The sequence below is a fragment of the Leptolyngbya sp. CCNP1308 genome (assembly GCF_034932455.1).
GTDB lineage: Bacteria > Cyanobacteriota > Cyanobacteriia > Phormidesmidales > Phormidesmidaceae > Nodosilinea.
The window spans coordinates 87,258-111,408 of the sequence record NZ_JAYGIH010000076.1 but is presented as its reverse complement, the minus strand read 5'-3'; the positions used below and the strand labels follow the sequence as shown (position 1 = coordinate 111,408).

Here is a 24,151-nt window from a genome sequence, read left to right as displayed (position 1 = left end):
ACTTCCTACATTTGATTGAGCCTACGTGGAGATAAGAAACAACATGCACGTTCTATTTGCGCTCTCGCGGAGAATGTAATGTTGTTCTTAAAAACTCCCATTTGCTACTTCAGGAAGGGTTGGCCTAAGTGCTGGGTGCTGCCGTTTAGACGAGACAGATGTATAGCTAACAGCGTTTTCACTCCTTTTTTATGTGGACTTTTGGCTGTTTTATCTGCCAGGGGAGCCTTATCAGCTCCACATTCAATATAGTCTCTGGGTCGGCTGATTTCCACCGATGAAACGATAGTTAACAGTGGGCTAATGGCGAGCTTTTTTAGCAAAAACCCCCTTGACAAAGACCGTTATTTGCTAAGGGGTTAAAACAGTCTTTTTGTCTCGCCAAAAAATATAGGTGCGACGTTCTGACGCCAATTGCGCTAGGGAAACAGCGGGTAGCCCTAGCGGGTAGTGGCTTTAGCTTTCGGTGGGGCGGTCGAAGCCACGGCTGCTGAGGATTTGTCGCCCGCGCTGACGGGCCAGTTTTTGCAGGTCAATGCTGCGATCGGTCTCATCGACGATTTCGCCGGTCAGTACCTCCAGCACGTCTTCGAGGGTGACTACCCCCGAGACGCCGCCGTACTCATCGACCACCACCGCCAGGTGCTCGCGGGCGGTTTGAAAGTCTTGCAGCAGCTTGTCGGCCCGTTCGGCCTCGGCCACGAAGCGCACCGGGCGGGCCACCTGGCTGAGCAGCTGGTGCCCTTGGCCGCGAATCAGGGCGGTGAGCAGCTCATTTTTGAGCACTAGCCCCATAATTCGATCAATGTCGTTGTCGCTGATTAGAATGCGGCTGTGCTGCGAGTTGAGAATTTGGGCTTCGGCTTCGGCGATGGTGAGGTCACCGGGCAGGTGGGTGACGGCGACCCGAGGGGTCATGATATTGACCGACTTCATATCGTTGAGGCGAAACACTCGCAGAATCATCTCGGCTTCGTCGGCCTCGATGATGCCTTCCTGGTGGCCGATGGTGGCCAAAAGTTTGATCTCGGCCTCGTTGGTGCTGGGGCGCTTGCCATCGCCGAGCAGGGGAGCGGTGGCTTTCTCTAGCAGCAGCACGACGGGAAGAAACAGCCAGGTTGTCCACCGCACAGGGGCGGCGACGGTCAGAGCGATGGGAATGGCGTAGCGTTCTCCCAAAATTTTGGGGAAAATTTCGCCAAACAAAATTACCAGCAGCGTGAGCACGCCGGTAAACACCCCCAGTAGGGCATCGTTAAAAATCGTGGCGGCGATTCCCCCGATTAAAACACTGCCCACAATATTGAACAGGTTGTTGAGGATCACGATGGTGGCAATGGGCCGATTGATTTTTTGGCGAATGGCCAAAAGCGTAATGGCGGCAGGTTTTTTAGACTCGGCTAGCTGCTGGGCCTTGAGCGTGGGCACCGACAGCAGTGCCGCTTCGCTACCCGAGCACAGGGCAGAGCCCAAAAGCATGATCAAAATCGCGATCGCAAGGGTGAGCATAGGAGGGTTGGGGACGAACGAAACCGGCAGAGGGGAGGCTGTTATGATTCATCTACTATGATCCATTAACGGGATTAATCAACCCCTCTCTTTCCCGGTATATTGGCCATCAAGGGCCGAGGGTGAGCGGGGGCTGTCTCACCCTGGTCGTTCGCCAGCAAGCAACCCAATGAGTGATACCATTCTCGACGTTCAGCACCTCACCGTTCACTTTGAGGTGGATGAGCAACTGATCCAGGCCGTGAACGACATTTCGTTTCAGGTGCAGCGGGGGCAGACCCTGGGCATTGTGGGCGAGTCGGGGTCGGGGAAGTCGGTGACGTCGCTGGCGGTGATGGGGCTGGTGCCCAATCCACCGGGCAAAGTGGTCAACGGCGAAATCTGGTTTAACCCCGGCACCGGCACCCCGGTAGATCTCGCTACGCTGAGCGAGACCCAGCTCCAGGGCTACCGGGGCGGGCAGGTGTCGATGATTTTTCAGGAGCCGATGAGCTCGCTGAATCCGGTGTACACCGTCGGGTTTCAAATGGTGGAGGCGATTCGCCAGCACCAAAATATTTCTAAGGAAGAGGCTCGTCAGCAGGCGATCGCCCGTCTGCAAGAGGTCAAACTGCTCCCCGCCGACGCGGCTTTAATGACCACCGTCAAAGCCGAAAAGCCCAGCCTTGACGACCAATCGCTCAAGGAAGAGGTTGATCGCCGTCAGCAGGCCATTCTCGATCGCTATCCCCACGAGCTGTCGGGGGGTCAGATTCAGCGGGTGATGATCGCCATGGCGATCTCCTGCAATCCCGACCTGCTGATTGCCGACGAACCCACCACGGCGCTGGATGTGACGGTGCAGGCGACGATTCTCGACCTGCTGCGCGAACTGCGCGATCGCCGCGGCATGTCGCTAATCTTCATCACCCACGACCTGGGCATCATCGCCGAGATTGCCGACCAGGTGGCGGTGATGTACCAGGGCAACATTGTCGAAGCTGGGCCGGTGTGGGATATTTTTGCTCAGCCCCAGCATCCCTACACCAAGGGGCTGCTGGCCTGCCGCCCCCAGCCCAACAAGCGGCTGCGCCTGCTGCCCACCGTGACCGACTTTATGTCTACTGACGCGATCGCTGGAGCCAGCTCGCCCAACGGTGGACAACCCGGTACCGCCCTGCGCGAGCAGACGCTCGATGCCGAGGCCCAGGCCCGCTTTGCGCCCCTAACAGACGAGGAGCTGACGACGCGGGCCGCAACGCTGGCCGCCAACGGCCCCCTGCTGGCGGTGGAGAATTTGCAGGTGGGCTACCCGGTGCGGGGCGTGTTTGGCAAAACCCGCAGCCACGTTATGGCCGTGCAGGATGTGTCGTTTCAAATTCAAAAGGGCGAGACCTTTGGCCTGGTGGGCGAGTCGGGCTGCGGCAAAACCACCCTGGGCCGCGCCCTGCTGCGGCTGGTGCCCGCCATGGGCGGCAAGGTTTGGTTTGAGGGGCGCGATGTGCTGAGCTTAGGCTCCTCACAGCTCAGGCAGCTGCGGCGAGATATGCAGATTGTCTTTCAAGACCCCTATAGTTCTTTAGATCCAAGGATGAGCATTGGGGCGGCGATCGCCGAACCGCTCAAAATCCACGGCGTGATTAAGAGCAGGCGCAACCAGCAGGAGCGCGTCGCCTACCTGCTCGATCGCGTCGGGCTGCCCACCACCTGCATGAACCGCTACCCCCACGAGTTTTCGGGCGGGCAGCGCCAGCGGGTCTGCATTGCCCGCGCCCTGGCCCTCAACCCCAAGTTCATCATCTGCGATGAGTCGGTGTCGGCGCTGGATGTGTCGGTGCAGGCCCAGGTGCTCAACCTGCTGAAAGAACTTCAGGCGGAGTTTGACCTCACCTATATCTTTATTTCCCACGATTTGGCGGTGGTGAAGTTTATGAGCGATCGCATTATGGTGATGAACCAGGGCCGAGTCGAAGAAATTGGCCCCGCCGAGCAGGTCTACCGCCAGCCCCAGAAGCCTTACACCCAGGCGCTAATCAACGCTATTCCCGTGGGCAGCCTCGATCGCATTCAGGAGTTGCAGCGCGATCGGGCCTCGGTAGCTTAGATCAATTGTCGGTGGGCTTTAGTTATGGCCTCATGAGATAGCCCTTAAGCTCTGGGTATTGAGGAAACAAACTGTCAATGCTCGCAAGCTGCCCCTCGAACAATAGCGCCGTCGCAATAATCATGCGATCAAAAGGATCTTTGTGCACAGGGGATAGACCAACGGCGCAGCAAGCTATTTCAGCCGTGAGAGGCAGCAGAGTAATACCTGATGGAGCTAATGCTTCTTCAAACCATTGATCTGCGGGACAAGGTAGTTCTAATCGTCCTCGCTGCTCTGCAAGCGCGATTTCATAGCAGGAGACAGGCGAAACACCCACCTGGGTAGAGGTTTCGATCTGAGTTCTCCAATGAGCCGGAAATCGCTCAAATTCTTGATTGATGAACCAAAACCAAATGTGCGTATCCAGCACAATCACTTCAGGCCTTCCCAGTCTTCTTCTGCAACGATGGGGCTAACGATGTCCCCTAGAGTTTTACCTTTGCCAGCGATCGCGCTGGAAGCCACACGCTGAGTCAGATCAGCCGTAGTGTCTTCTAGAATGGTGATAATAACTCGCGCAGAGCCGATCTGAGGCGGCTCTGAGAGCCACTGCAACTGTCCGTCTTTGTAGATGGCTTCATAGCTTCGTAGCATGGCATTTGTCTTTAGAGAAGCAATGCTACGAAGCTAGCACGATTTACGAGCTACCCTGCAAGACGTATGACTTACGGTGTTGTTTTAGTTAGCTTTATCAAGCGAGGCCGCTTCAATAAAGATGCGGTTCACGTCTTGATGGGTGGTGCGAATGCTCTGCTCAATTCGGCGTACCGCTGCTTCAATCTCGTCGGCAGAGAGATGATCGCGAAATTCGATATTCATCGCCAGCATGATATCCCTAGGGCCTAGGTGCAGGGTAATCGGTGGCCCCATTTTAGAGACAGCCTGGTCAGCCTTGACAAGGGTTTTGATGCTATCTCGCACTGCTAGAGAAGCGCTTTCCCCCATCAGTAAACTCTTAGTTTCGATCACTAACAAAATGGCGACTACGATGAGCAATAGCCCAATCAAGATGGAAGCAACGCCGTCATAGACAGCATTGTTAAACGTCTGGGTGAGCACAATCCCGGCAAAGGCAATGGAAAGGCCGACCAGCGCAGCGGCATCTTCCACAATGACAATAAATGAGCTGGGATCTTTACTGTCGCGAATGGCTTGCCACAAGCTAACCTCAGCTTTGCGGGGATAGTTTTTGTTAAACTCCCGAATAGACACGGCTAGGGCCAAGCTTTCAAACACGGCAGCGGCGGCCAGCACGATATAGCTAACTAAGGCATGGTCGCCGACCTCAGGGTGTTGAAAACTATGCCACCCCTCGTACATCGACACGCCACCCCCCAGGGCAAAAATCAGCACCGCGACCATCAGCGACCAAAAATACAGCTCTTGCCCATGACCCAGGGGAAATTGCTCGTCTGGCGGAGCCTCGCTTTGCTTGAGGCCATAGAGCAGCAGCAGCTCATTGACAGAATCGACTACGGAGTGGATGCCCTCTGACAACATGGCCGAGCTGCCGCTGATGGCAGCACCGACAAATTTGGCAATGCCAATGGCGATATTGGCCCCTAATGCGGCATAGATTGAAACTTTGGATTCACCACCAGCCATGGTCGTCTTCTCATATACTCTCGACCCATTGTAGGGGGCCTACCCAGCTCAGCCAGAGGCTGTGATGAATTTTGGTGGAGATGACCTTGACCAAAAAGCACTCGCTTTAGAACCGATAGCTACACTACTCGGTGGCAAAGACGAACTCTACAATGCTGCATCGGTAATGCTGCATCGGTTTTCGTTGGGGTAGGCCAAAATAAGAGGCAACTCGCCCCGTGCCTTCATTTACCAACCATGTAGCTGTGAGAGCCCATGCTAAAGCAGATTGGACAGAGCATTGTGCGCTGGTCGCCTTTAGGAGGTAGCGCCCTGGCTTTCGCATCGTTTTTGATTCAGCAAGACTGGCTAGTGGCAATAGTCTTGTTTCCGGCGACAGTAATCTCGGCGGTTTGGGCTAGCTACAGTAAAGGCTTCATTGAGCGCCTAACAGAAATCTACAGCGAAAGAGCTGGAAACCATGCCAACGTTGTTGCCCGATGGATAGATAGTTTGCTGGAAGCCTTGCGGTGGCAGTTTTCGGGTTTTGAGGGCAAATACTTAAAGCTTCAGGCTAAGCCCTGCCAAGAGTATGACACTGAGGGGTTTCAGCCCGATAAAACCGCTATCCCCATGCTGGAGGAGGTGTTTGTACCCCTAGAGCTAAGCGGTTACGGTGCAGAACGCACCTTGCTCGCTGATGGCGATCAGCCAGCATCGGAAGGGCTACACATTTGGAGTTTGATTCGCCGCTCGCGCCAAGACCGCACCTTTAAGCAGATGGTGATTCAGGCGCAGGGGGGCTTTGGCAAAACGACACTCATGCGGCACATTGCCCTCATGTATGGCGAAGGCAAACACAAGCGCTACAAAGCCCCAAAGCTAGTGCCGTTTTCGCTGTTTTTACGCGACTGGCGCGACCTGATAGATGAAAAGGCACTGCCCCCGCTGCCCGATTTAATTACTCAACACTATCTACCGACCTTATCGCAAAGCTCACCCCTACAGCCGTCGCCTAAGTGGGCGCAAAACCTGCTCAAGCGGGGAGAGGCACTGGTTATGCTTGACGGTTTTGATGAACTCGCTGAAGGGCAGCGCCCAGCCGTTAGCCACTGGATTAGTCAGCAAATGCGGGAGTATAGCGAGTCAACCTTCATCTTGACCTCTCGCCCTGCCGGGTTCAAAGATTACCAGGCCAAACCGCCAACAGCCCCGCTATTTGTCAAAAAGTTTAGCCCCAGCCAGCAACAACGCTTTGTAGAACGCTGGTACCTCTGCCAAGAGCGCTGCGCCCGCAGCGACAATCAACAGGCCCAAGCTAGAGCTGCCGCAGAGCGCAAATCGCATAACTTGTTAACTCAGATTGCTAATCCCAATCGGCCAGAACTGCAAGAGATGGCTCAAAACCCGCTGCTGCTGAACATGCTGGCCACTTATCACAGATTTGACCCAGGCACCGAGCTACCCCGTCGCCGTATTGAGCTGTACGAGGGCATCTGCAAACTACAGCTTGATGATCGCCCGAGAGCACGGGGAATATCTATGCTGTTGCCTTACACCAAAAGCCCAAAGGTGCTGCAAGACCTGGCTCTAGCTATGGTGAAAGAAAATCGTCCTACCCTAACCGAAACTCAGACTCTCAATTTCTTCAGCAAACACCCAATTTTGCACCAAGAGCAAATTGCCTCTGTTGACTTTCTCAAGCAGATGGTACAGGTCAGTGAACTGTTAGTAGAACGCGAAAAAGGACACTATGAGTTTCCTCACCTAAGTTTTCAAGGCTATTTTGCAGCGGGCAAGCTAGATACCGCAGGTGCGAAAGGACTAGACCTGTTGCTAGAGAACTGGTCAAATGCCTGGTGGCGAGAAACTATTTTGCTCTACACTGCCCAGCTTTCACCGGGGCAGTTAACTAAAGTCATTCGTCATGCCCGTGACCTTGGCAGAGATGCTGCCCAGCTCGCCTATGATTGCCTACGTGAATATCGCAACCTCGATAAGCTCGACCCTGCTCTAGAGAAAAACTTAAAGATACTTACTACCGACGTGCAAAACCTGCGCTACCAGCAGTTAGAGCAGTATTTGCAAAACGGCCAGTGGAGAGAATCAGACAACGAAACCTATCGCCTGATGATTACCGCCGTAGGCAAAGAGGAGGGACAGTATTTTGAGCCTGATGAGTTGTTAAACTTTCCCTGTGAGGAGCTTTTATCGATCGATGGGCTGTGGGTGCAGTACAGCCAGGGTAGGTTTGGCTTTAGCGTGCAAAAAGAGATCTACCTCTCAAAGGAGGTTGGTGGCATTGCCGATGGCAAGTACTATAAAGAGGCTTTCGAAAGATTTGGAGACCGTGTGGACTGGCGAGAAAACGGCGAATGGGAGTTCCGTATAAAATATGACACCTCTGCTCCAAAAGGGCACCTCCCGTGTTGTCTGTGGGGGGTCGGGTTTGGTTATCTCTCTGCTGTTGTGGGTATTCTCTTCTCTCGCATCGAGACTTGTAAACTGTAGCAGATAAGCGCTTCAGCCCGATCAAAAGAATTATTGTAGACCTCCTCTACACGGAGAATTGGGTGTTTCGGAGATCGCTTACCTGGCACCTATAGTCACGTCGAATCGGTAAATTGCACGGCGGCAATGTGGGGGTTTAGACAGTTCGCTAGCACAAATTTTTTTGCGGTTTTAACAATTTCATCCATTGGGGCGTTCCAGTTGTCCCACAGGCTCTTTTGGCCGGGGCTTACCTTCTTAGCTTTCATCTTCAGACGCAGCCCAGCCAGCTTTTTGCTGCCCCAGTGGTTGCGTTTTTCGGGTTTGGGCTTGGGTTTGTAGCGCTGGCAAAACCGCCGATACGCTTTCACACATAAATCTAGCGATGCCCCCAGGGCCAAAAATGCTGGATGCCATTGGGTCAGGCCGTCGTTGGTTAAGCGATCATAAGTGCCGTAGTTGCTGTAGTCATAGAAGAACCCCGACTGCATGTTCGCTGCTTTAGGATTGGCATGTATGTACCGCAGGGTATTCAGCGCCCGTCGATGGTCGGTATTGGCAAAGCTGGTGCTGTGGTAGCGTTTTTCCCAAAAGTGGCCGGTGCGGTTGAGCATCCGATTGAAACACATCGCTGTATACCAGTTCAGCCAGTGCATAATGCGAGGTAAATCTTCTGGCTGTGAGGGTTCTAACAAGTAGTGTATGTGGTTGCTCATTACGCATAGGCCATACAACTTAAAGCCAAACTTGGCTTTGCACTGGTCGATGGCATACAGCAATACCGGCGGCACTCTACTCGCGTAAGGCGAAACTCTCGGTTATTACACCGCACGGTAACGTGATGACAGCGGCCAGAGATTAATTCTCGAAGTTGACGCGGCATTGATGTATAAGGGCTACCTGCCCCACAGACTTCTTCTACTCTCGCGCTGGTTGACTGACCGAACTCGTTCCAAAGCAGAGCCACTGCAAGGGCATTTTCAGGTAGAACCTGGAAACGAGTACTGCTTACAAAGAGAGGAAATCGAGTTTCCCTCGAACGTTACTTGATTAGCAAGCCCCATTCATAAGTAACGCTATGACAAAATCAAGTTTCGCTTAGGCGTTACTTAACTATGAGACCCCATAGATAAGTAACGTTGCCAGAAAATCAAGTTTTCTTCGAGCGTCACTTATCTATCGCCTGTCGCAATCAAGTAACGCAGCTCGGTAATCAAGTTTTGTGCCGGGGTTATTCGATGCACCCCCTAATTTTGTCAATTCTCTAGGGCGCTAATCGCCTATCTATAACGTGAGGCCTTGAAATGTTAATGCATGGCTTCGCAATGCTAATGCAGCGGCTTGATATTTGATGCCGTCAATTGACAACGCCGTTGTCATGCAGCAATTCGTCGTGTTGCACGCTCTAACCATTTGATGCAGGGTTTAACCGGCTCAGCCAGTTGCAGCTGTTTGAATGCAGGGCAACTGACCATAAATTCTGGCACATCGATCGCACCATCAAAGCGTGCCCGTGGCTACCCTGGGGTAGCTTTGCACACCGAGAAAACCCACCATGAAACGCGCCCTTGCCGTCGCCCTGGTCCCGCTCTGCCTAGGACTTGCAACCACCCTGCCGCTGCCGGGGTTAGACGGCTGCTCAATGCTGGCCTGGGCCCAAGACACCCGCACCTACGGCAGTCAGGGCAGCAATGGCCGCACCGGGCGATCGGGGCGCGATGGCACTGCTGGGGCTAGCCAGACGACCGTGGCCGACGGTACCCCCGCCAGCTTTACCCTCACCGGCAGCGACGGCGAAGACGGTGAGAATGGCGAAAACGGCTACCGACCCCGCTGTGGTGGCCAACCCCGCAACGTGGCCTATCACCTGCGCGCCCCCGACGGCGGCTCGGGGGGCAGCGGCGGCAGCGGCGGCAACGGCGGCAGCGGCGGCGATTTGACGGTGTATTTTGGCGATCGCACCGCCCTGCAACGGCTCTCGGTCGATGCTCGCGGCGGGCGCTTTGGCCGGGGCGGGCGGGGCGGCAGCGGTGCCCTGGGCTGCCGCTGCGACTGGCGCGATTGGCAGATTCAAACCTGCACCGGCACCCCCGGCCAGGCCGACTATAGCTGCCAAAACAACCGCTACACCTGCCGCGATGGCCGCAGCGGCAGCAACGGTGCCTTTGGCCGCGACGGTGCCCCCGGGGCCGACGGTCAGCTACAAATTGTCAACCAGCTAGAGCCCTTGCAGCCCGAAACCCCGGCGATCGCGGTGGGGCTGCAAACTCTGGTCAACCAGCCCGTGCGCCTCTCGCGAAATTTGTGGGTTGAGAAATCTGGAGCCAATGCCCTGCTGGCACCAGGATCGCGGGTCAACGACATCTACCGCGAGTACACCGGGCGCGTGGAAGGCAACGTCAGCCTCGACTGGCAGGCCCCTCGGCCCTTGGGAGCCTTTGCCGGAGGCGATGTGCGCACCGAAATTCAGCCCGATGGGTCGCTGACCGCCACCTTCCCCGACAACCTCTGGGCCGACTACACCACCAGCCGCGAAGCTGACCAACTCACCATTACCGTCACCAATGCGGTGCGGGCTAGCGATGTCATCCGCCTGGCCTCGGGGGGTGTGCAGGGCAGCGACGCTGACCTCAAGGCCGTGGTGCTCGACCTGGCGGGCGAGTCGGCCTACCTCAATACCCAGTTTCGCCTGACGCTGAGAACCACTGACGGCGACCCCCGCGACAATCGCCGCCCGCGCTACGTCACCGCCTACGACGATGTAGTGCCAGCAGAACTGGTAAGCCTAGAGGGCAACCGCTTTGAGCTAGCCCTGGGCCGCTTGCCCATCGATCGCGGCCCCTTAACCCGTGGCAGGTACGCCCAGATTGAGATTACAGCGGTGCGATCGCTGGGCACCAACAGCGCTGAGCAGGCGATTTCGTGGCAGGGGCAGTTTTAGGAGATGGGGGAGTGGAGGAGATGGAAGAGTGGGGAAGATGAGGGAGGTGAGGAGGTGAGGAGGTGAGGAGGTGAGGAGGTGAGGAGGTGAGGAGGTGGGCGGATGAGTTCAGGGGATGGGAAGACATAATCTTTGTAAAGCTTGTCAGGACGGGACACGATCGCCCTTTAGGTAGCAGTGCAATCCGCCGCAGGTTGGTTATAGTAGCGGCGAGTGCACATCCTGGCGAGCAAAACACGGGTGAATAACGTATGACTATTTCCTTGGGGCGGCACCTGTGTGGCAATGCAGCGATCGCCACCCAGCAGGAATGGCTGGTCACCAACGGCATTGGCGGCTACGGCAGTGGCACAGTAGCGGGTGTGCTCACTCGCCACTATCATGGGCTGCTGCTGGCCGCGCTCAAGCCGCCGCTGGAGCGCACCCTGCTGGTGACTAAGGTTGACGAAACCGCGACCTATTTAGATCAGTCCCACGCGCTGTACTGCGATCGCTGGACCGATGACACGCTGCAACCCGAGGGCTATCTCTACCTAGAATCGTTTCGGCTGGAGGGCACCATCCCGATCTGGGTCTATGCGATCGCCGATGCCCGGCTCGAAAAGCGCGTCTGGATGGAACCCGGCGCCAACACCACCTACGTGCGCTACACCGTCAGCCGCGCCAGCGCCCCCGTGGAACTCACGCTGAAAGTGCTGGTCAACCACCGCCATCACCACCACAGCACCCAGGGCGAGGGTTGGCAAATGGCGATCGCCGACTGCCCCCAGGGTTTGCGCATTCAGGCTAAAGAAAACGTTCAGCCCTTCTACTTGCTCAGCGAAACCGCCCCAGCTATACCCGCTCACACCTGGTACAACGGCTACAGCCTCGCCGTAGAAACCTACCGGGGTATTCACCCCTACGACGACCATCTGCACGCGGCCACCTTTGCCCCCACCCTGGGTCAGGGTCAGTCGTTTACCCTAGTGGCCACCACCGAGGCCGAGGCCGATCGCTCAGGGCAGAGTGCCCTGCTCCGCCGCCTAGCCTACGAGCAGCACCTGACTACGATGGGTCAGGCAGCCCAACCCGACGAGTCACCACCCGCCTGGGTAAGCCAGCTAGTACTGGCCGCCGATCAGTTTGTCGTCAACCGTCCTATCACAGTCCTAGGAGCCAACGCCTCTCTCACCGCAGCGGATCTCGAAGGCACCCCAAATCCCTTAGCGCTGGGGAACGTCGAATCCTCAACCAATTCGCAAGATGGGGTGAGCCAGCGAACCTCTAACTCTGCTCAGATTGCCAACATTGGGGAGGCAGACTGGTCTGATCCAACGCCTCTTACCCCTACTAGCCTGGGCAAAACCGTGATTGCGGGCTACCCCTGGTTTGGCGACTGGGGCCGCGACACCATGATTGCCCTGCCGGGGCTCACCCTAGCCACCGGGCGTCCGGCCCTGGCCCGGCTGATTTTGCAGACCTTTGCCCGCTTTCTTGACCGGGGCATGTTGCCCAACGCCTTCCCTGAAAACGGCCAGGCACCTCACTACAACACCGTAGACGCAACCCTTTGGTACTTTGAGGCCCTGCGCGCCTACCACCAGGCCACCGCCAACACGGCATTAATCGAAGAGCTTTTTCCCCAGCTCCAGGAGGTGATTACCTGGCACTGCAAAGGGACTCGCCACGGCATTCAGGTCGATGCCACCGATGGGCTGCTCGCCGCTGGGGAGTCGGGGGTGCAGCTCACCTGGATGGATGCCAAGGTGGGCGACTGGGTGGTTACCCCCCGCATGGGCAAACCCGTTGAGGTCAACGCCCTGTGGTACAACGCCCTGCTGGTGATGGCCGATTTTGCCGGAATTTTGGGTCAGCCCGTCGGCCTGTTTCAGGAATTGGCCTCTCAAACTCGCCAGGGGTTTCAGCGGTTTTGGAACGACGATCTGGGCTACTGCTACGACCTGCTGGATGGCCCCAACGGTGCCGATGCAGCCCTGCGGCCTAACCAAATTTTTGCCGTCTCCCTACCCGATGCCGCCCTGGGGGAACCGTGCCTGAATGCCGAGCAGCAGCGGGCGGTGGTGGATGTGGTGGCCCAGCGGCTGCTGACTTCCCACGGCTTGCGATCGCTCGATCCCGCCCATCCCAAATACCAGGGCCACTACGGCGGCGACCTGGTGCAGCGCGACGGAGCCTACCACCAGGGCACTGTCTGGAGCTGGCTGATCGGGCCTTTTGTGCAGGCCCACTGGCGGGTCTACCAGGATGCCGACCTGGCCCACAGCTTTCTCGACCCGCTGATTCACCACCTGCACGGCGGGGGCTGCCTGGGCACCATCAGCGAAATCTTTGACGGCGACGCCCCCATGGAGCCGCGCGGAGCCTTTGCTCAAGCCTGGTCGGTAGCCGAGGTGCTGCGGGTGAGCGCTCTGCTCAGACCCCTAATGAAAGAGTAGGGGCGTAGGCGAAGCCAGGCCAAAGGCTTTACGGCGTTCGCCCTGCCCAACTGTGGGGAACTCGCAATCGTTAAAGCGGGGCACTGGCGCGATCGCAGCTGCCCCCCAGAGCCTCCACCACCACGCAGGTATTTCCTACCAGCACCTCCTGCATGGTTTCGGCACCACTACCGGGGCCGCCTGGCCCTTCCACAAAGAGGGGTTGCTCCGCTACGGTGACGTTCGCATCCTTGGCGACGGCTTCAATCAGCTGGGGGTTGGTAGTAGTTTCGGCAAAAATGGCGGGCACCTGGGCGGCCTTAACCTGCTCCACCAGTGCCGTGAGCGCACCGGGCGTCGGCTTTTCATCAGTGCTGAGGCCGCTGAGTGCCCCCTTGACTTCAAAGCCGTAGGCATCGGCAAAGTAGCCAAAGGAATCGTGGGTGGTGACGAGCTGGCGCTGGTCGGCGGGTACGGTAGCCACCTGGGTCTGAATCCAGCGATCGATTTCTTCAAACTGGGTCGCCAGGCGGCTGGCATTCTCGGCATAGAGGTCGGCTTGGTCGGGGTTGACCTCAGCCAGGCGATCGGCAATCACCGAGGCCATAGCGGCATTGTGGTTGGCGCTGTGCCAGATGTGCGGATCGGGCACTAAATCGGCATCGGCAGTGGCGCTGTGGTCGTGCCCATCGCCGTGATCGGCGTGATCATCACCGTGGTCGTGGTCATGCTCATCGGCCTCCGCATGAACCGCTTCATCGCCGTGGTCGTGGTCGTGGGCTTCGCCCATGAGCGGGTTTGGCACGGCCTGCTCATAAACAGCCACCCGCACGGCCCCCGTGGTGCTGCTTTCCACCAAACTGATCAAGCTGGGCGCAAAGCCGTAGCCATCGTAGAAAATCAGGTCGGCCTGCTCTAGGGCCTGGCGATCGGAGGGTTTGACCTGGTAGGTGTGAGGGTCGGTGCCGGGATCGAGCAAGCAGGTGATGGCGACGGTGGTTTCGGCAATCTGCTGGGTGAGGTCGCAGAGCACGCTGGTGGTGGCGACAACCACTGGACTCTCCGCCTCTGCTGGGGCGTCAGCCTCAGATTCTGCCACAGGGCTGCCGTTGCCGCTGCACCCGACTAGCCCGACTGCCAGGGCGATCGCAGCACCCCACCGCCCCGCCTTCAGAGGCGCTAGCGGGTTAACCCGGTGTAAAAACATGGCCTACCTTCTCCCAGAAACAGATAACTGCTTTAATATGATAGTGATAATGGTTATCATTTCATGGGTGCCATGCTAGAGGTTCAAAACCTGTCTGTCAACTACCGGGGTATGCCGGCCCTGGAGAATGTTTCTCTGTCCTTAGCGGCGGGGGAACTGGTCGGGCTAATTGGCCCCAACGGCGCAGGCAAAAGCACCCTAATTCAAGCGCTGCTGGGGTTGGTGCCCTGTCGGGGGCAGGTGCTCTTTCAGGGCGCACCGCTGCGGCGACAGCGGCGGTCGGTGGCCTACGTGCCCCAGCGATCGCGCATCGATTGGGACTACCCCATCACCGCCGGGCAGGTGGCGATGATGACCCAGTCGGCCCTGGCGGGGTGGTTTCGGCGGCCCAGCCAGCGGGCACGGCAGCGGGTCACGGTGGCTCTCGAACGGGTGGATATGCTGCATCTGTGCGATCGCCCCATCGGTCAGCTCTCGGGTGGTCAGCAGCAGCGCGTGTTCCTCGCCCGCGCCCTGGCCCAGAATGCCGACCTACTGCTGCTCGATGAACCCTTCACCGGCATCGACAAAAAGACCGAAGCTCTAATGCTGGCGATCTTTGCCGAACTCCAGGCCGAGGGCAAGACTCTAGTGGTGTGCAGCCACGAGTGGGGCGATGCCCTACACCGCTACGATCGCCTGCTGCTACTCAATCGGCAGCTGCTAGCCGATGACACCCCGCAAGCTGTGATGACCTTCGACAACATTCAGCGGGCCTACGGTCAGGGGCCAGAACCTAGCGGGGCGAGCGCCTCCTACGCCGATTTCTTTTGCTGATGGTGCGGCCTTGGGTGAATCGCTCAAGATGACTGCGGTCTTAGGGTGGCAATCACAGGGTAATGGTCAGACCCGCCACGATCGCCGACCTCGGCGCTCACCGATTGCAGGTCGGCGGTGTGCCATACGTAGTCAACCCGCTGAAGGGGCCAAGGGATGCTCCCCAACCGCAGGGTATGGCCTAGCCCCCACCCAGTCTGCTGAAAGCTGTCGGTCAGCACCGATTTCAGCTGGGCGTGGGTTTGAGAGGTGTCGGTCATGTTGCAGTCGCAGAGGATCACCGTGGGGCGATCGCGGGTCTGTACCACCTGCTTCAGCTGTTCTACCTCATTGGCCCGGCGGGTGTAGCGATCTTGGGTTTGCCCGACAAATTCGCACAGCGGAAACAGCGGCATATTGTTGGGGGCCAGATGGGCCACAATCACAGTCAGCGGCGTTCCATCCAGGTCAATAACAGTTTGCAGGCCGCGTTCAACTGGTGGATCGGGTAACTGCTCAGAGGCGACTATGGGAAACCGGCTCATCAGGCCGACGGTATGGTAGTTGTCCGACTGATGAAAGAGGGTGTACGGGTAGTCGGGCAAAGCCGCTGTTAACGCTTCGATATTCGGCGGGCGAACTTCTTGAAAACCGACAATATCGGGGGCAGCCGCTCGAATGGACTGAGCTATCTGGGCATAGTTCTCGTTGCTCCACAATAGGTTGAAGCTCATCACCTTGAAGTTCTGGGAGTCGGGCGCTGGCGCTGCCCAAGACGGCAAGAACAGGGGGCCAAATAGCCCAACAAAAATGGCGATCGGCAAAGCCAGTCCCAGCAGCAACCCGCGCAGCCGCAGCCAAATACTCAGAGGCAGTAGTAGAACAACAGGCACAAATAGATAGAACGCGATCGTATTCAGCAGCGCTAGCCACCAAAAACGGTCGAAGAATACAAGTCGCAGCCCAAACCAAAGGGCGATCGCACCGATATACAGCCAGCCTAAAAGCTGGGTTAAATACTGCAACTTAGCCCGAAACCGATGGCGAAACATACCGTTGTTTGGTCTGAGATTGAACTGCGACAGTCAGCAGGGAAAGGCTGGATTCAGGGCAGGGTCAGGTCACGCTGCATACCCATTCTGGTCAAGGGTTTTGCGCCTTGGCAATAGCCTCCAAATGATTCCAAGAGCGTAGGCAGCCTTGAGAAGGCCAACATAGGGCAGGGATCTCACGGTAGGTTGAAGAGGCCGCTTGTGGCACTGATACTTATTCGCTAACTCAAATGACGCAATATACGCTTTACGGGCCAACCCTCAGCACCTACGTCCGCACTGTCCGCATGGTTTTGGCGGAGACCAACACGCCCTACGATCTCAAAGCGGTCGATATCTTTAGCGATCGCGACCCCGCCTACCTGGCCAAGCATCCCTTCGGCAAGGTGCCTACCCTGGAGGTCGATGGGGAAGCCCTCTACGAAACCTGCGCCATTGTGGAATATCTCGATACGGTGGTGGGCAATCGCGCCTTTACCCCTGCCGACCCCATGGGCCAGGCCCGCATGCGTCAGATCATGGCGATCGTCGATAGCTACCTCTACGCTCCGGCCATCGGCACCATCACCATTCAGCGGCTGATTGTGCCGAGTAAAGGGGGTCAACCCGATGAGGATGCCGTGGCCGATGCGACCCCCAAGGCGAAGACCGCACTGGAGGCGATCGAGGCGATCGCCTCCTGTAGCCCCTATCTGCTCGGCCCCACCATTACCCTGGCCGACTTCTACCTCATGCCGGTGATGCTCTATCTGTCGAAGACACCAGAATTTGCCGCCGTCACCGACCAAATTCCCAAACTCAACGCCTGGTGGGCTGAGGTCAGCCATCGTCCCAGCTTCTTAGCGGTAATTTCCTAGGGCGGCATTCCTTTAGAACATACCTGTAGGGGCGCAGCATGCTGCGCCCCTACAAAAATTCGTTGGGCCTACCCCCGAAACTCGGAAGCTACAATCATCGAGCCAATGCCCAGATCGCTAAAGATCTCCAGCAGTAGGGCGTGGGGCACGCGGCCATCGAGAATGTGGGCGGCACCGACTCCTTGGGCGAGCGATCGCACGCAGCAGTTCACCTTTGGAATCATCCCCCCAGCTACCACGCCGGTCTCAATTAGCTGCCGCGCCTGCTGAATATCGAGCTTGGGCAGCAGGGTGGAGGGGTCTTTGTAGTCTTCTAAAATGCCCTTAGTATCGGTGAGCAAAATTAGCTTTTCAGCCCCCAGGGCGGCGGCAATTTCCCCTGCTACGGTGTCGGCGTTGATGTTGTAAGCCTGGCCCGTTTCGTCGCTGGCCACGCTCGACACAATGGGAATGTAGCCCGACTCCACCAGCGTTTTGATGATGCCTGAGTCAATGCCGCTCACCTCGCCCACAAAGCCCACGTCTGCCGCACCCTGGGGTCGAGCGGTGATCAGGTTACCGTCTTTGCCGCAGAGGCCCACCGCCTTACCCCCCTCCTGGTTAATTAGCGACACCAGTTCTTTGTTGACCCGGCCCACCAGCACCATTTCCACCACATCCATGGTGGGGGCATCGGTGACTCGCAGGCCGTCTTTGAACTGGGGCTCAATGCCCAGCTTGCCCAACCAAATATTGATTTCGGGGCCGCCGCCGTGCACCACCACCGGGCGAATGCCCACACAGGACATAAACACAATGTCACGGATGACGCCCGCCTTCAGGCTGCCGTCTTTCATCGCCGCGCCGCCGTACTTCACCACCACCGTGCGGCCCCGAAACTGCTGAATGTAGGGCAACGCCTCGCTGAGAATGCGAACTCGAGCGGCCTCGGCCTCGTTGACGCTGCCCGTTTGCGAAGAAGGAGACTGAACCATGGCGCTACCGATAGGGTTGGCAGAAATTAAGCTGCCAGTAGTGTATCAATTGAGCACGGCAGAATCGGTCTCAGAATTAGCCTCAGCACGAATTCTTTCGGCCACCAGGTCGAGGATGCGGGCGGCGATCGCCCCCACCGCGTCCCCCGCGCCCACCGTCACCCGCACATCGGCCTGGGCGTAGAGGGGCTGCCGCTGCTCTAAAACCGTCGTCAGCTTAGTTTCCCAGTCTGGCCCCTGCAAAAGCGGGCGGCCCGCCTCCCCCGCCAGTCGCCCTTGCAGCACCGCAGTTGGCACATCCAGCCACACCACAATGCCGTGGTGCAGGTAGCTCCAGTTTTGCTGCTGGGTGACAATGCCGCCGCCCGTTGCGATCACCAGGCGACGATAGGCCGAAAGCTCCGCCAGCACCTTGGTTTCAATCTGACGAAAGGCGGTTTCTCCCTGGCTGGCAAAGAGATCGGGAATGGACTGCCCCGCGGCGGCTTCTACCACGACATCGGTATCAAAGAACTGGTAGCCGAGCATTTGAGCTAGGGCCGCGCCCGTGCTGCTTTTGCCAGCGCCCATCATGCCGATGAGGTAGAGGTTAATGCCGTTGAGGCGATCGGTTAGGGTCATGGAGGGGAGAGGTGAGGGGTTAGGGGGTGAGGGCATCGTCGGCGTCGTCCCATTCATCGCCAGGGGGGCGGTCTGGGGTAGGTTCGCTGCGATTCCGGGACGGATCGCTTCGCGAATCGCTCCAGGTTTCAGCGGTAGCGGCGGCTTCGGCGGCGGCGGTGTAGGGGGGCACAATCACCCGATAGTCGGCATCGACGACACCATCTTCAGCAATTTCGGGTTCGCCTAGGTCGTCAGCTTCTGCCTCATCGCTACTGTAGGCGCTGTCATCAACGGCGTAGACCGAGCCTCTGGCGTAGGCAGTGTCAGCATACCTGGGGTCTGGGTCATTGCCGTAGATGACGTCATCAGGAGGCGCGTAGATGTTGTCAACTTGGCCACTCTGGGGTGCCGGGTCACTCTCATCGCGGTAGCTGTAGGAATATAGCGAACCGTCTCGGTACACCCGGCGCGGGGCCTGGGAGGATTCAAAGTCACGGTTGGGGTCGCTGGTTGACTCCCAGCCCTGGGTGATGTCATCCAGGTGATCTTCTACTGGGCTAACTCCAGGGGCGCGGTAGGGGCGATTTTCTAGCTCATCCCAGTCGGTGTCGAGTTCGCGCAGCGACTCATTGACCCGCTGCTGCTGCTTGGCCTGCTGCTTGCTGCTGCTAAACCAGGTGGTGACGCTATCGACTATCCCCGAAGCTGAAGAGGATGACGGGGTAGCTTCGGGTTTTGAGGCCTGGCTGAGAGATTCCCAATCGCTCCACTGGCTAGGTGATTTGAGGTTAGTCCAGGCTCGCCAACTGGGGTCGTCATCAGCGGGATTATCCCCACTGGTGCCAGGAGAGGCGGGCTGTCGTCCCGCCCTGCCACTCCTCGATCCTGGTGCGGTGTAGGGCGGTGGCGCGTTGCGCCCGGCCTGGCTAGCCGTCGAGGCTGTCCCAGAAGATGAACCAGTGGGTTCGTAGAAGGACTGAGGCCGATATTTGTAGGCCTTGGAGCGATCGCCGCCGCTAGAGCCAATCGATCCCAGTAGAGCAGTGAGGACCAGAGTTGTCAGCGCCCCCAATCCCACCGCCCCCGTCAGCCAAATACCAAGGGGCAAAGCCTGGGTGGTGCCACCAAAAAAGACCAGGGGTAGAGCCGGAGCCAAGTTTTGCACCCCCAGCAGCAGCACTGCCCCCAACACCAGCAAAACCACAATTAGACGTACGGTAGCCATGATTAGCCCTATAGCGTCGTCCTGCCCATCCTATCGTGACTCGTGGAGGGTTAGACGTTAGATAGGTGCCCCTGCCAGCGGTTGAGGGGCACACAGTCGAGGTCGAGCTGGTCGAGGGCGCGGGCCACCACAAAATCTACCAGGTCGTCGATGGTCTGGGGCTGGTGGTACCAGGCCGGAATCGCGGGCACAATTCTCGCGCCAGCTTCGGCCAGGGTGGTCAGGTTACGCAGGTGAATCAGGCTAAAGGGAGTTTCACGCGGCACCACCACCAGCTTTCGGCCTTCCTTGAGCTGCACATCGGCGGCTCGCTCTAGCAGATCGGAACTCAGCCCCGCCGCCAGTCGTCCTACGGTGCTCATGCTGCACGGTATTACAACCATGCCCGCTGCCCGGTAGGAACCACTGGCAATGGTTGCTCCCACATCCCCCCAGGGATGGCAGCGCAGCTTGCCTGCGGTGGGCACCCCCGCTTGATCGCGCCAAAACTGCTCCTGCTTCTCAGGGTCGAGGGGCATGTGAATACCCAATTCGGCCTGCCACACCATCTGCGACGCCTTAGAGGCCACCAGATCCACTACACCATCAGCGGTCAGTACGTGTTTGAGAGTACGCACGGCATAGATCAAGCCCGACGCTCCGGTGACACCCACGATCAGGGGACGGGCGGCGGCGAGGGTGTCGGATGGGAGCATGGGGATAGCTGGTGAGGGGATGAGGGGAAGTTCTTTGGCGATTTAGACGCTGACGCGCTCTTCCCTCATTATCCTAACGAGCCTCTGATCCCAAGGCCAATTTCGCCTCATCTCCTCACTTCCTCATCCCCTCATCTCTCTATTCGCTCTCATCCCGTCCGCCGTCATCGCCATTGATGGGATCGCCGTTGTCATCTTCGCTGTAGTTGTTGTCTTCGTCTTCGGGGGCCTGGCTGCCGCCGCCGACGGCGACGAGGTCGATCTGCTGGCGGTAGTAGTCAACGCTCTTGACCTGCACGTCAACTTTGTCGCCGAGGCGATACTGCTGGCGGTTTTTGCGGCCGACGAGTTTCTGCTGGCGGGCGCGGTATTCGTACCAGTCGTCTTTGAGGGAGCTGACGTGGACAAGCCCTTCAACCAGCAGCTCTTCGATTTCGACGAAAAAGCCGTAGGACTGCACGCCAGTAATCAGGCCGTGGAAGACCTCACCCGTGTGCGATCGCATAAACTCCGCTTTTTTGAGCCCCTCCAGGTCTGACTCGGCCTCCTGGGCCAGCCGCTCGCGTTCGGTCAGGTGGATGGCGATGCGGGGCAGGTCGTCCTCTAGCTCATGCTGAATTTCGGGGGGCAGCACGTTCCAGTTGACCTGGCCGTGGCAGGAGCTGTGGCGTAGGTTGGCCGGGTCTTTGGAGCGGGTGGAGCGGCGATCGCGGCCCGACTCAAATACCGCATGGAGAATGCGGTGCACCAGTAAGTCGGCGTAGCGGCGGGAGGGGGAGGTGAAGTGGGTATACCCCTCGGTGAGGGCCAGCCCAAAGTGCAGGTCGGCGTGGGTGCTGTAGAACGCGGGCTGAATCGTCTCTAGCAGCAGGTAGGTGAGAATTTTCTCGGCCCCCGAGGCGGCAAACTGTTCCACAAACCGCTGGTAGTCTTTAGGCTGGGGGGCCGCTTCGTCATTTAAGGTGAGCTGAATCTCCATGTTTTCGGCCAGCTTGACTAGCTCCTGCACGTCGCTAGCGTCGGGGGCGCGGTGCAGGCGATAGATAGCGGGTATCCCCAGGGCTATGAGCTGCTGGGCAATTAGCTGGTTGGCCAGCAGCATAGACTCGGTGACAATCTGCCGGGAGGGCAGGCTAGGGGCCGTTACCATCACCCCGAGCAGCCCCTCGTCGTCGTACTGAAACTTGGGCGATCGATAGTGGGCCAGGGGCTCACCCGCATCGGCAGGGAAGTCGTATTCGGGCAAATTTAGCTCAAAGGAACCTCGGTGAAGGCGCTGCCGTTTGATCGCCTGGCTCAGGTAGAGCAGGTTATCCATCAGGTCATAGACCGGCTCTAGAGCTTTGAGAACCTTGGGCTTAATGCCGAGGCTCTCAATCAGGTCTGAGTTATCGCGCTCCAGCACCGCCTGGGCTTCTTGGTAAGAAATTTGATGATCCACGGCGACCACCGTGGGCTGCACCTCGTATTCCTTGACGGCACCGGTGTCGTCGAGGGTGACCAGCACCGAGATCGCCAGCCGGTCTTTGCCCGCCAGCAGCGACCCCAGGGGGCCAGATAGCGGCGGCGGCAGCATGGGAATCACCTCATCGCCCAGATACACCGAGGTGCCGCGCTTACAGGCCTCCTGGTCAATGGGGGAATGGGCGGGCACATAGTGGGAGATATCGGCGATGTGGATGCCCAGCCGCCACTGGCCAGCGGCGGTGCGCTCCAGGCTGAGGGCATCGTCAATTACCTGGGCGTTGGGGCCGTCAATGGCCACGGTGAGGGCTTCGCGCAGGTCAAGGCGGTCTTTGATATCGGCCTTGAGCACGCGGGTGGGCAGATCTTGGGCGGCAGTCAGCACCGCGTCAGAAAACTTGCGGGGCAGGTCGTGCTTGCAGTAGACGATATCGATGTCGGCGGCGGCTTCGGCATCGCTGCCGAGAATTTGGGCGACCCGGCCCTGGGGCGGGTGCTGCCCCAGGGGGTAGCGCACAATTTCGACATGGGCCAGCTGATCGACGGCCTCGGCCAGATCGCCGCCATTGGCCACCAGGGCTAGCTCAAACAGCAGGCGATCGTCGAGGGGCACGGCGCGGTAGTCGTCGGCCTCTTGCTTGACCCGGGCCAGCACCGAGGCATTGGCCCGCTCTAAAATGAGCTGCACTTCGCCTTCGGGGCTGCGGCGACGGCTGCCCTCCTTGGTGACTTTGACCAGCACGCGATCGCCGTTCCAGGCCGTATTCAGCTGGCTCTCGCGCACGTAGATATCGTCGGCCCCCTCTTCGTCCTGAATGGCAAAGCAAAAGCCTTTGCTGGAGCAGCGCAGCTTGCCCTCGATCACGTCTTCGGCCAAATCGCGACGGTACTTGCCCCGCTCTTTGACCAGCACCCCAATCCGCTCTAGGGCGTCAACGGCAATTTGCAAGTCGCGCTGGCTGGCATCGTCGTTGCAGTGCAGTTTTTTCTCTAGGCCCTTGAGGGTGTGGGTTTTATCTTTGGCAAAACTTGCCAGTAAGGCCGCGATCGAGAGTTCCATGTAGCGACTGATTCCTAAAACTATTCATGACTGGGGTGCCTGGGCTACGACGGGTCGTCACTCCCGGTGAGCAACCGGGATGCGGTCTCAGTACGCTGCCTGTGGCAACGAGGCGACGCCGAAACCAGTGGGGTGGGGTGAAGCCGTAGCGACAACCAGCCTTGATTCGTCTTCCTCAAGGTTAAGGTTGCAGGCAAGAGCTCTGGCCTCCCTCCTCTAGCTATGACCGAGAGGACAACCGACAGACTGGGTTAGCCAACGCCCAAGTGTAACCGCTACCGCCGCAGATGAACCCGCGAGAGGAGTAACCCTCACCCCAGACTCAGCTCCCAAAGGAAACTAAACCCCTTGAACGATGGGGAGCCGGTTACCCACTACAGTTTCTCAGGAAATGGACCGCTGTCAAATCTTTTTGTCAATGGAAGGCAACGTTTTGTAAAGGAGGTGCGAGGCTCAAGGTCAGCCCATCATGTCCGTTCGCCCGTGACGATGTAGGCCACCCGCTTGCCAATATTGGTGGCGTGGTCGGCGATGCGCTCCATATAGCGAATGGCCAGCACCAGCAGTACCGTCGGCTCGACCGAGCCCACCAGGTTGTGCTGGTGGGCCAGCAGGGCGTACAGCTCGTCGTAGTCGGCGTCGATGGCGTCGTCTTTTTGCTTAATTTCTAGGCCGCTTTCGGCGTCGAGATCTGAGAGGGCCAGTAGGCACATGGCCACCATCGATCGGCAGCGATCGAGCATCGTCTGCACGCGCCCCATCAGCGGGTGTACGGGGTAAGGGAAGAGTTTGATCGCTACTTCGCCCAGGTCTTCGGCGTAGTCGCCGATGCGCTCCAGGTCGCGCACCAGCTGCATAAACGCTCCAATTCGCCGCAGGTCTTCGGCCTCTGGCTGCGCCTGGAGGGTGAAAAGGTGCATGCAATCTACCTCGATCTGACGGTAGAACTTGTCGATCTGCTTATCGTGGCGATGGAGTCGCTGGGCGGCATCGAGGTTGCGATCGCACAATGCCTCCCGAGCCAACACGCAGGAGTTCTCCACCAGCGCCCCCATGCGCAGCAGGTCGCGCTGCACCCGCAGCAATTGCCGATCGAAGTCACCGCGTACGGGTTGAGTCATATCCATATCAAGCATCACGAGGCACACCGAAG

At 58.3% G+C, this 24,151-nt stretch carries 19 protein-coding genes; 6 read left to right on the top strand and 13 right to left on the bottom strand.

Features of this window, described 5'->3' with window-relative positions; all coding sequences use genetic code 11:
* Positions 1 to 456 precede the first annotated feature (456 nt).
* Positions 457 to 1,509 (bottom strand): hemolysin family protein, encoded by a 1,053-nt coding sequence (locus VB780_RS22315; RefSeq protein ID WP_323353392.1) that lies wholly within the window; start codon positions 1,507 to 1,509, stop codon positions 457 to 459.
* Positions 1,510 to 1,678: 169 nt separating this feature from the next.
* Here VB780_RS22315 and VB780_RS22310 point away from each other — a divergent pair, with 169 nt between their 5' ends.
* A complete protein-coding gene (locus tag VB780_RS22310) occupies positions 1,679 to 3,592 on the top strand; it encodes an ABC transporter ATP-binding protein (protein WP_323353391.1) in 1,914 nt (637 codons plus the stop codon).
* A gap of 22 nt (positions 3,593 to 3,614) precedes the next feature.
* Here the strand turns inward: VB780_RS22310 and VB780_RS22305 are convergent, their stop codons facing one another.
* From VB780_RS22305 to VB780_RS22295, 3 genes are all read right to left on the bottom strand, one after another.
* Complete coding sequence (locus VB780_RS22305) at positions 3,615 to 4,010, bottom strand: type II toxin-antitoxin system VapC family toxin (protein WP_323353390.1); 396 nt, start codon at positions 4,008 to 4,010, stop codon at positions 3,615 to 3,617.
* Positions 4,007 to 4,228, bottom strand: coding sequence for a hypothetical protein (locus tag VB780_RS22300; protein ID WP_323353389.1), 222 nt, complete (start codon positions 4,226 to 4,228; stop codon positions 4,007 to 4,009). Before VB780_RS22300 ends, VB780_RS22305 begins: the two co-directional genes overlap by 4 nt.
* A gap of 84 nt (positions 4,229 to 4,312) precedes the next feature.
* Positions 4,313 to 5,239, bottom strand: a complete 927-nt coding sequence (locus tag VB780_RS22295) for a cation diffusion facilitator family transporter (protein ID WP_323353388.1) — start codon at positions 5,237 to 5,239, stop codon at positions 4,313 to 4,315.
* A 255-nt stretch (positions 5,240 to 5,494) separates the two neighbouring features.
* Between VB780_RS22295 and VB780_RS22290 the strand changes: the two genes are divergently transcribed.
* Positions 5,495 to 7,729, top strand: a complete 2,235-nt coding sequence (locus VB780_RS22290) for an NACHT domain-containing protein (protein WP_323353387.1) — start codon at positions 5,495 to 5,497, stop codon at positions 7,727 to 7,729.
* A 95-nt stretch (positions 7,730 to 7,824) separates the two neighbouring features.
* Here the strand turns inward: VB780_RS22290 and VB780_RS22285 are convergent, their stop codons facing one another.
* The gene (locus VB780_RS22285; protein ID WP_323353386.1) at positions 7,825 to 8,499 is read right to left on the bottom strand and encodes a transposase; all 675 of its coding nucleotides are present in this window, start codon (positions 8,497 to 8,499) and stop codon (positions 7,825 to 7,827) included.
* 764 nt (positions 8,500 to 9,263) lie between these two features.
* On the opposite strand from VB780_RS22285, the gene VB780_RS22280 reads away from it, so the two are divergent.
* Positions 9,264 to 10,649, top strand: a complete 1,386-nt coding sequence (locus tag VB780_RS22280; protein WP_323353385.1) for a hypothetical protein — start codon at positions 9,264 to 9,266, stop codon at positions 10,647 to 10,649.
* 251 nt (positions 10,650 to 10,900) lie between these two features.
* The gene (locus VB780_RS22275; RefSeq protein WP_323353384.1) at positions 10,901 to 13,087 is read left to right on the top strand and encodes an amylo-alpha-1,6-glucosidase; all 2,187 of its coding nucleotides are present in this window, start codon (positions 10,901 to 10,903) and stop codon (positions 13,085 to 13,087) included.
* A gap of 70 nt (positions 13,088 to 13,157) precedes the next feature.
* Here VB780_RS22275 and VB780_RS22270 read toward each other — a convergent pair whose 3' ends face one another.
* Positions 13,158 to 14,273 carry a metal ABC transporter substrate-binding protein gene (locus VB780_RS22270; protein WP_323353383.1) on the bottom strand — a complete coding sequence of 372 codons (1,116 nt, stop codon included), beginning with the start codon at positions 14,271 to 14,273 and terminating at the stop codon, positions 13,158 to 13,160.
* 72 nt (positions 14,274 to 14,345) lie between these two features.
* Between VB780_RS22270 and VB780_RS22265 the strand changes: the two genes are divergently transcribed.
* Entirely contained in the window at positions 14,346 to 15,089 is a 744-nt protein-coding gene (locus VB780_RS22265; protein WP_323353382.1) for an ABC transporter ATP-binding protein, read from the top strand.
* A gap of 23 nt (positions 15,090 to 15,112) precedes the next feature.
* Here the strand turns inward: VB780_RS22265 and VB780_RS22260 are convergent, their stop codons facing one another.
* Positions 15,113 to 16,120, bottom strand: coding sequence for an endonuclease/exonuclease/phosphatase family protein (locus VB780_RS22260; protein WP_323353381.1), 1,008 nt, complete (start codon positions 16,118 to 16,120; stop codon positions 15,113 to 15,115).
* Positions 16,121 to 16,350: 230 nt separating this feature from the next.
* Between VB780_RS22260 and VB780_RS22255 the strand changes: the two genes are divergently transcribed.
* Positions 16,351 to 16,977, top strand: coding sequence for a glutathione S-transferase family protein (locus tag VB780_RS22255; RefSeq protein WP_323353380.1), 627 nt, complete (start codon positions 16,351 to 16,353; stop codon positions 16,975 to 16,977).
* A 68-nt stretch (positions 16,978 to 17,045) separates the two neighbouring features.
* On the opposite strand, the gene argB is transcribed toward VB780_RS22255, so the two are convergent.
* From argB to phoU, 6 genes are all read right to left on the bottom strand, one after another.
* A complete protein-coding gene (argB, locus tag VB780_RS22250; RefSeq protein ID WP_323353379.1) occupies positions 17,046 to 17,951 on the bottom strand; it encodes an acetylglutamate kinase in 906 nt (301 codons plus the stop codon).
* A gap of 45 nt (positions 17,952 to 17,996) precedes the next feature.
* The gene (locus VB780_RS22245) at positions 17,997 to 18,572 is read right to left on the bottom strand and encodes a shikimate kinase (protein WP_323353378.1); all 576 of its coding nucleotides are present in this window, start codon (positions 18,570 to 18,572) and stop codon (positions 17,997 to 17,999) included.
* Between the two features lie 19 nt (positions 18,573 to 18,591).
* Positions 18,592 to 19,779 carry a hypothetical protein gene (locus VB780_RS22240; protein WP_323353377.1) on the bottom strand — a complete coding sequence of 396 codons (1,188 nt, stop codon included), beginning with the start codon at positions 19,777 to 19,779 and terminating at the stop codon, positions 18,592 to 18,594.
* Positions 19,780 to 19,829: 50 nt separating this feature from the next.
* Entirely contained in the window at positions 19,830 to 20,474 is a 645-nt protein-coding gene (locus VB780_RS22235; protein WP_323353376.1) for a flavin prenyltransferase UbiX, read from the bottom strand.
* A 139-nt stretch (positions 20,475 to 20,613) separates the two neighbouring features.
* On the bottom strand, positions 20,614 to 22,998 hold the full coding sequence (locus tag VB780_RS22230) for a ribonuclease R family protein (RefSeq protein ID WP_323353375.1): 2,385 nt from the start codon (positions 22,996 to 22,998) through the stop codon (positions 20,614 to 20,616).
* A 467-nt stretch (positions 22,999 to 23,465) separates the two neighbouring features.
* Positions 23,466 to 24,119: a phosphate signaling complex protein PhoU gene (phoU, locus tag VB780_RS22225; protein WP_323353374.1), complete on the bottom strand. Its 654-nt coding sequence runs from the start codon at positions 24,117 to 24,119 to the stop codon at positions 23,466 to 23,468.
* Between the last annotated feature and the right edge of the window lie 32 nt (positions 24,120 to 24,151).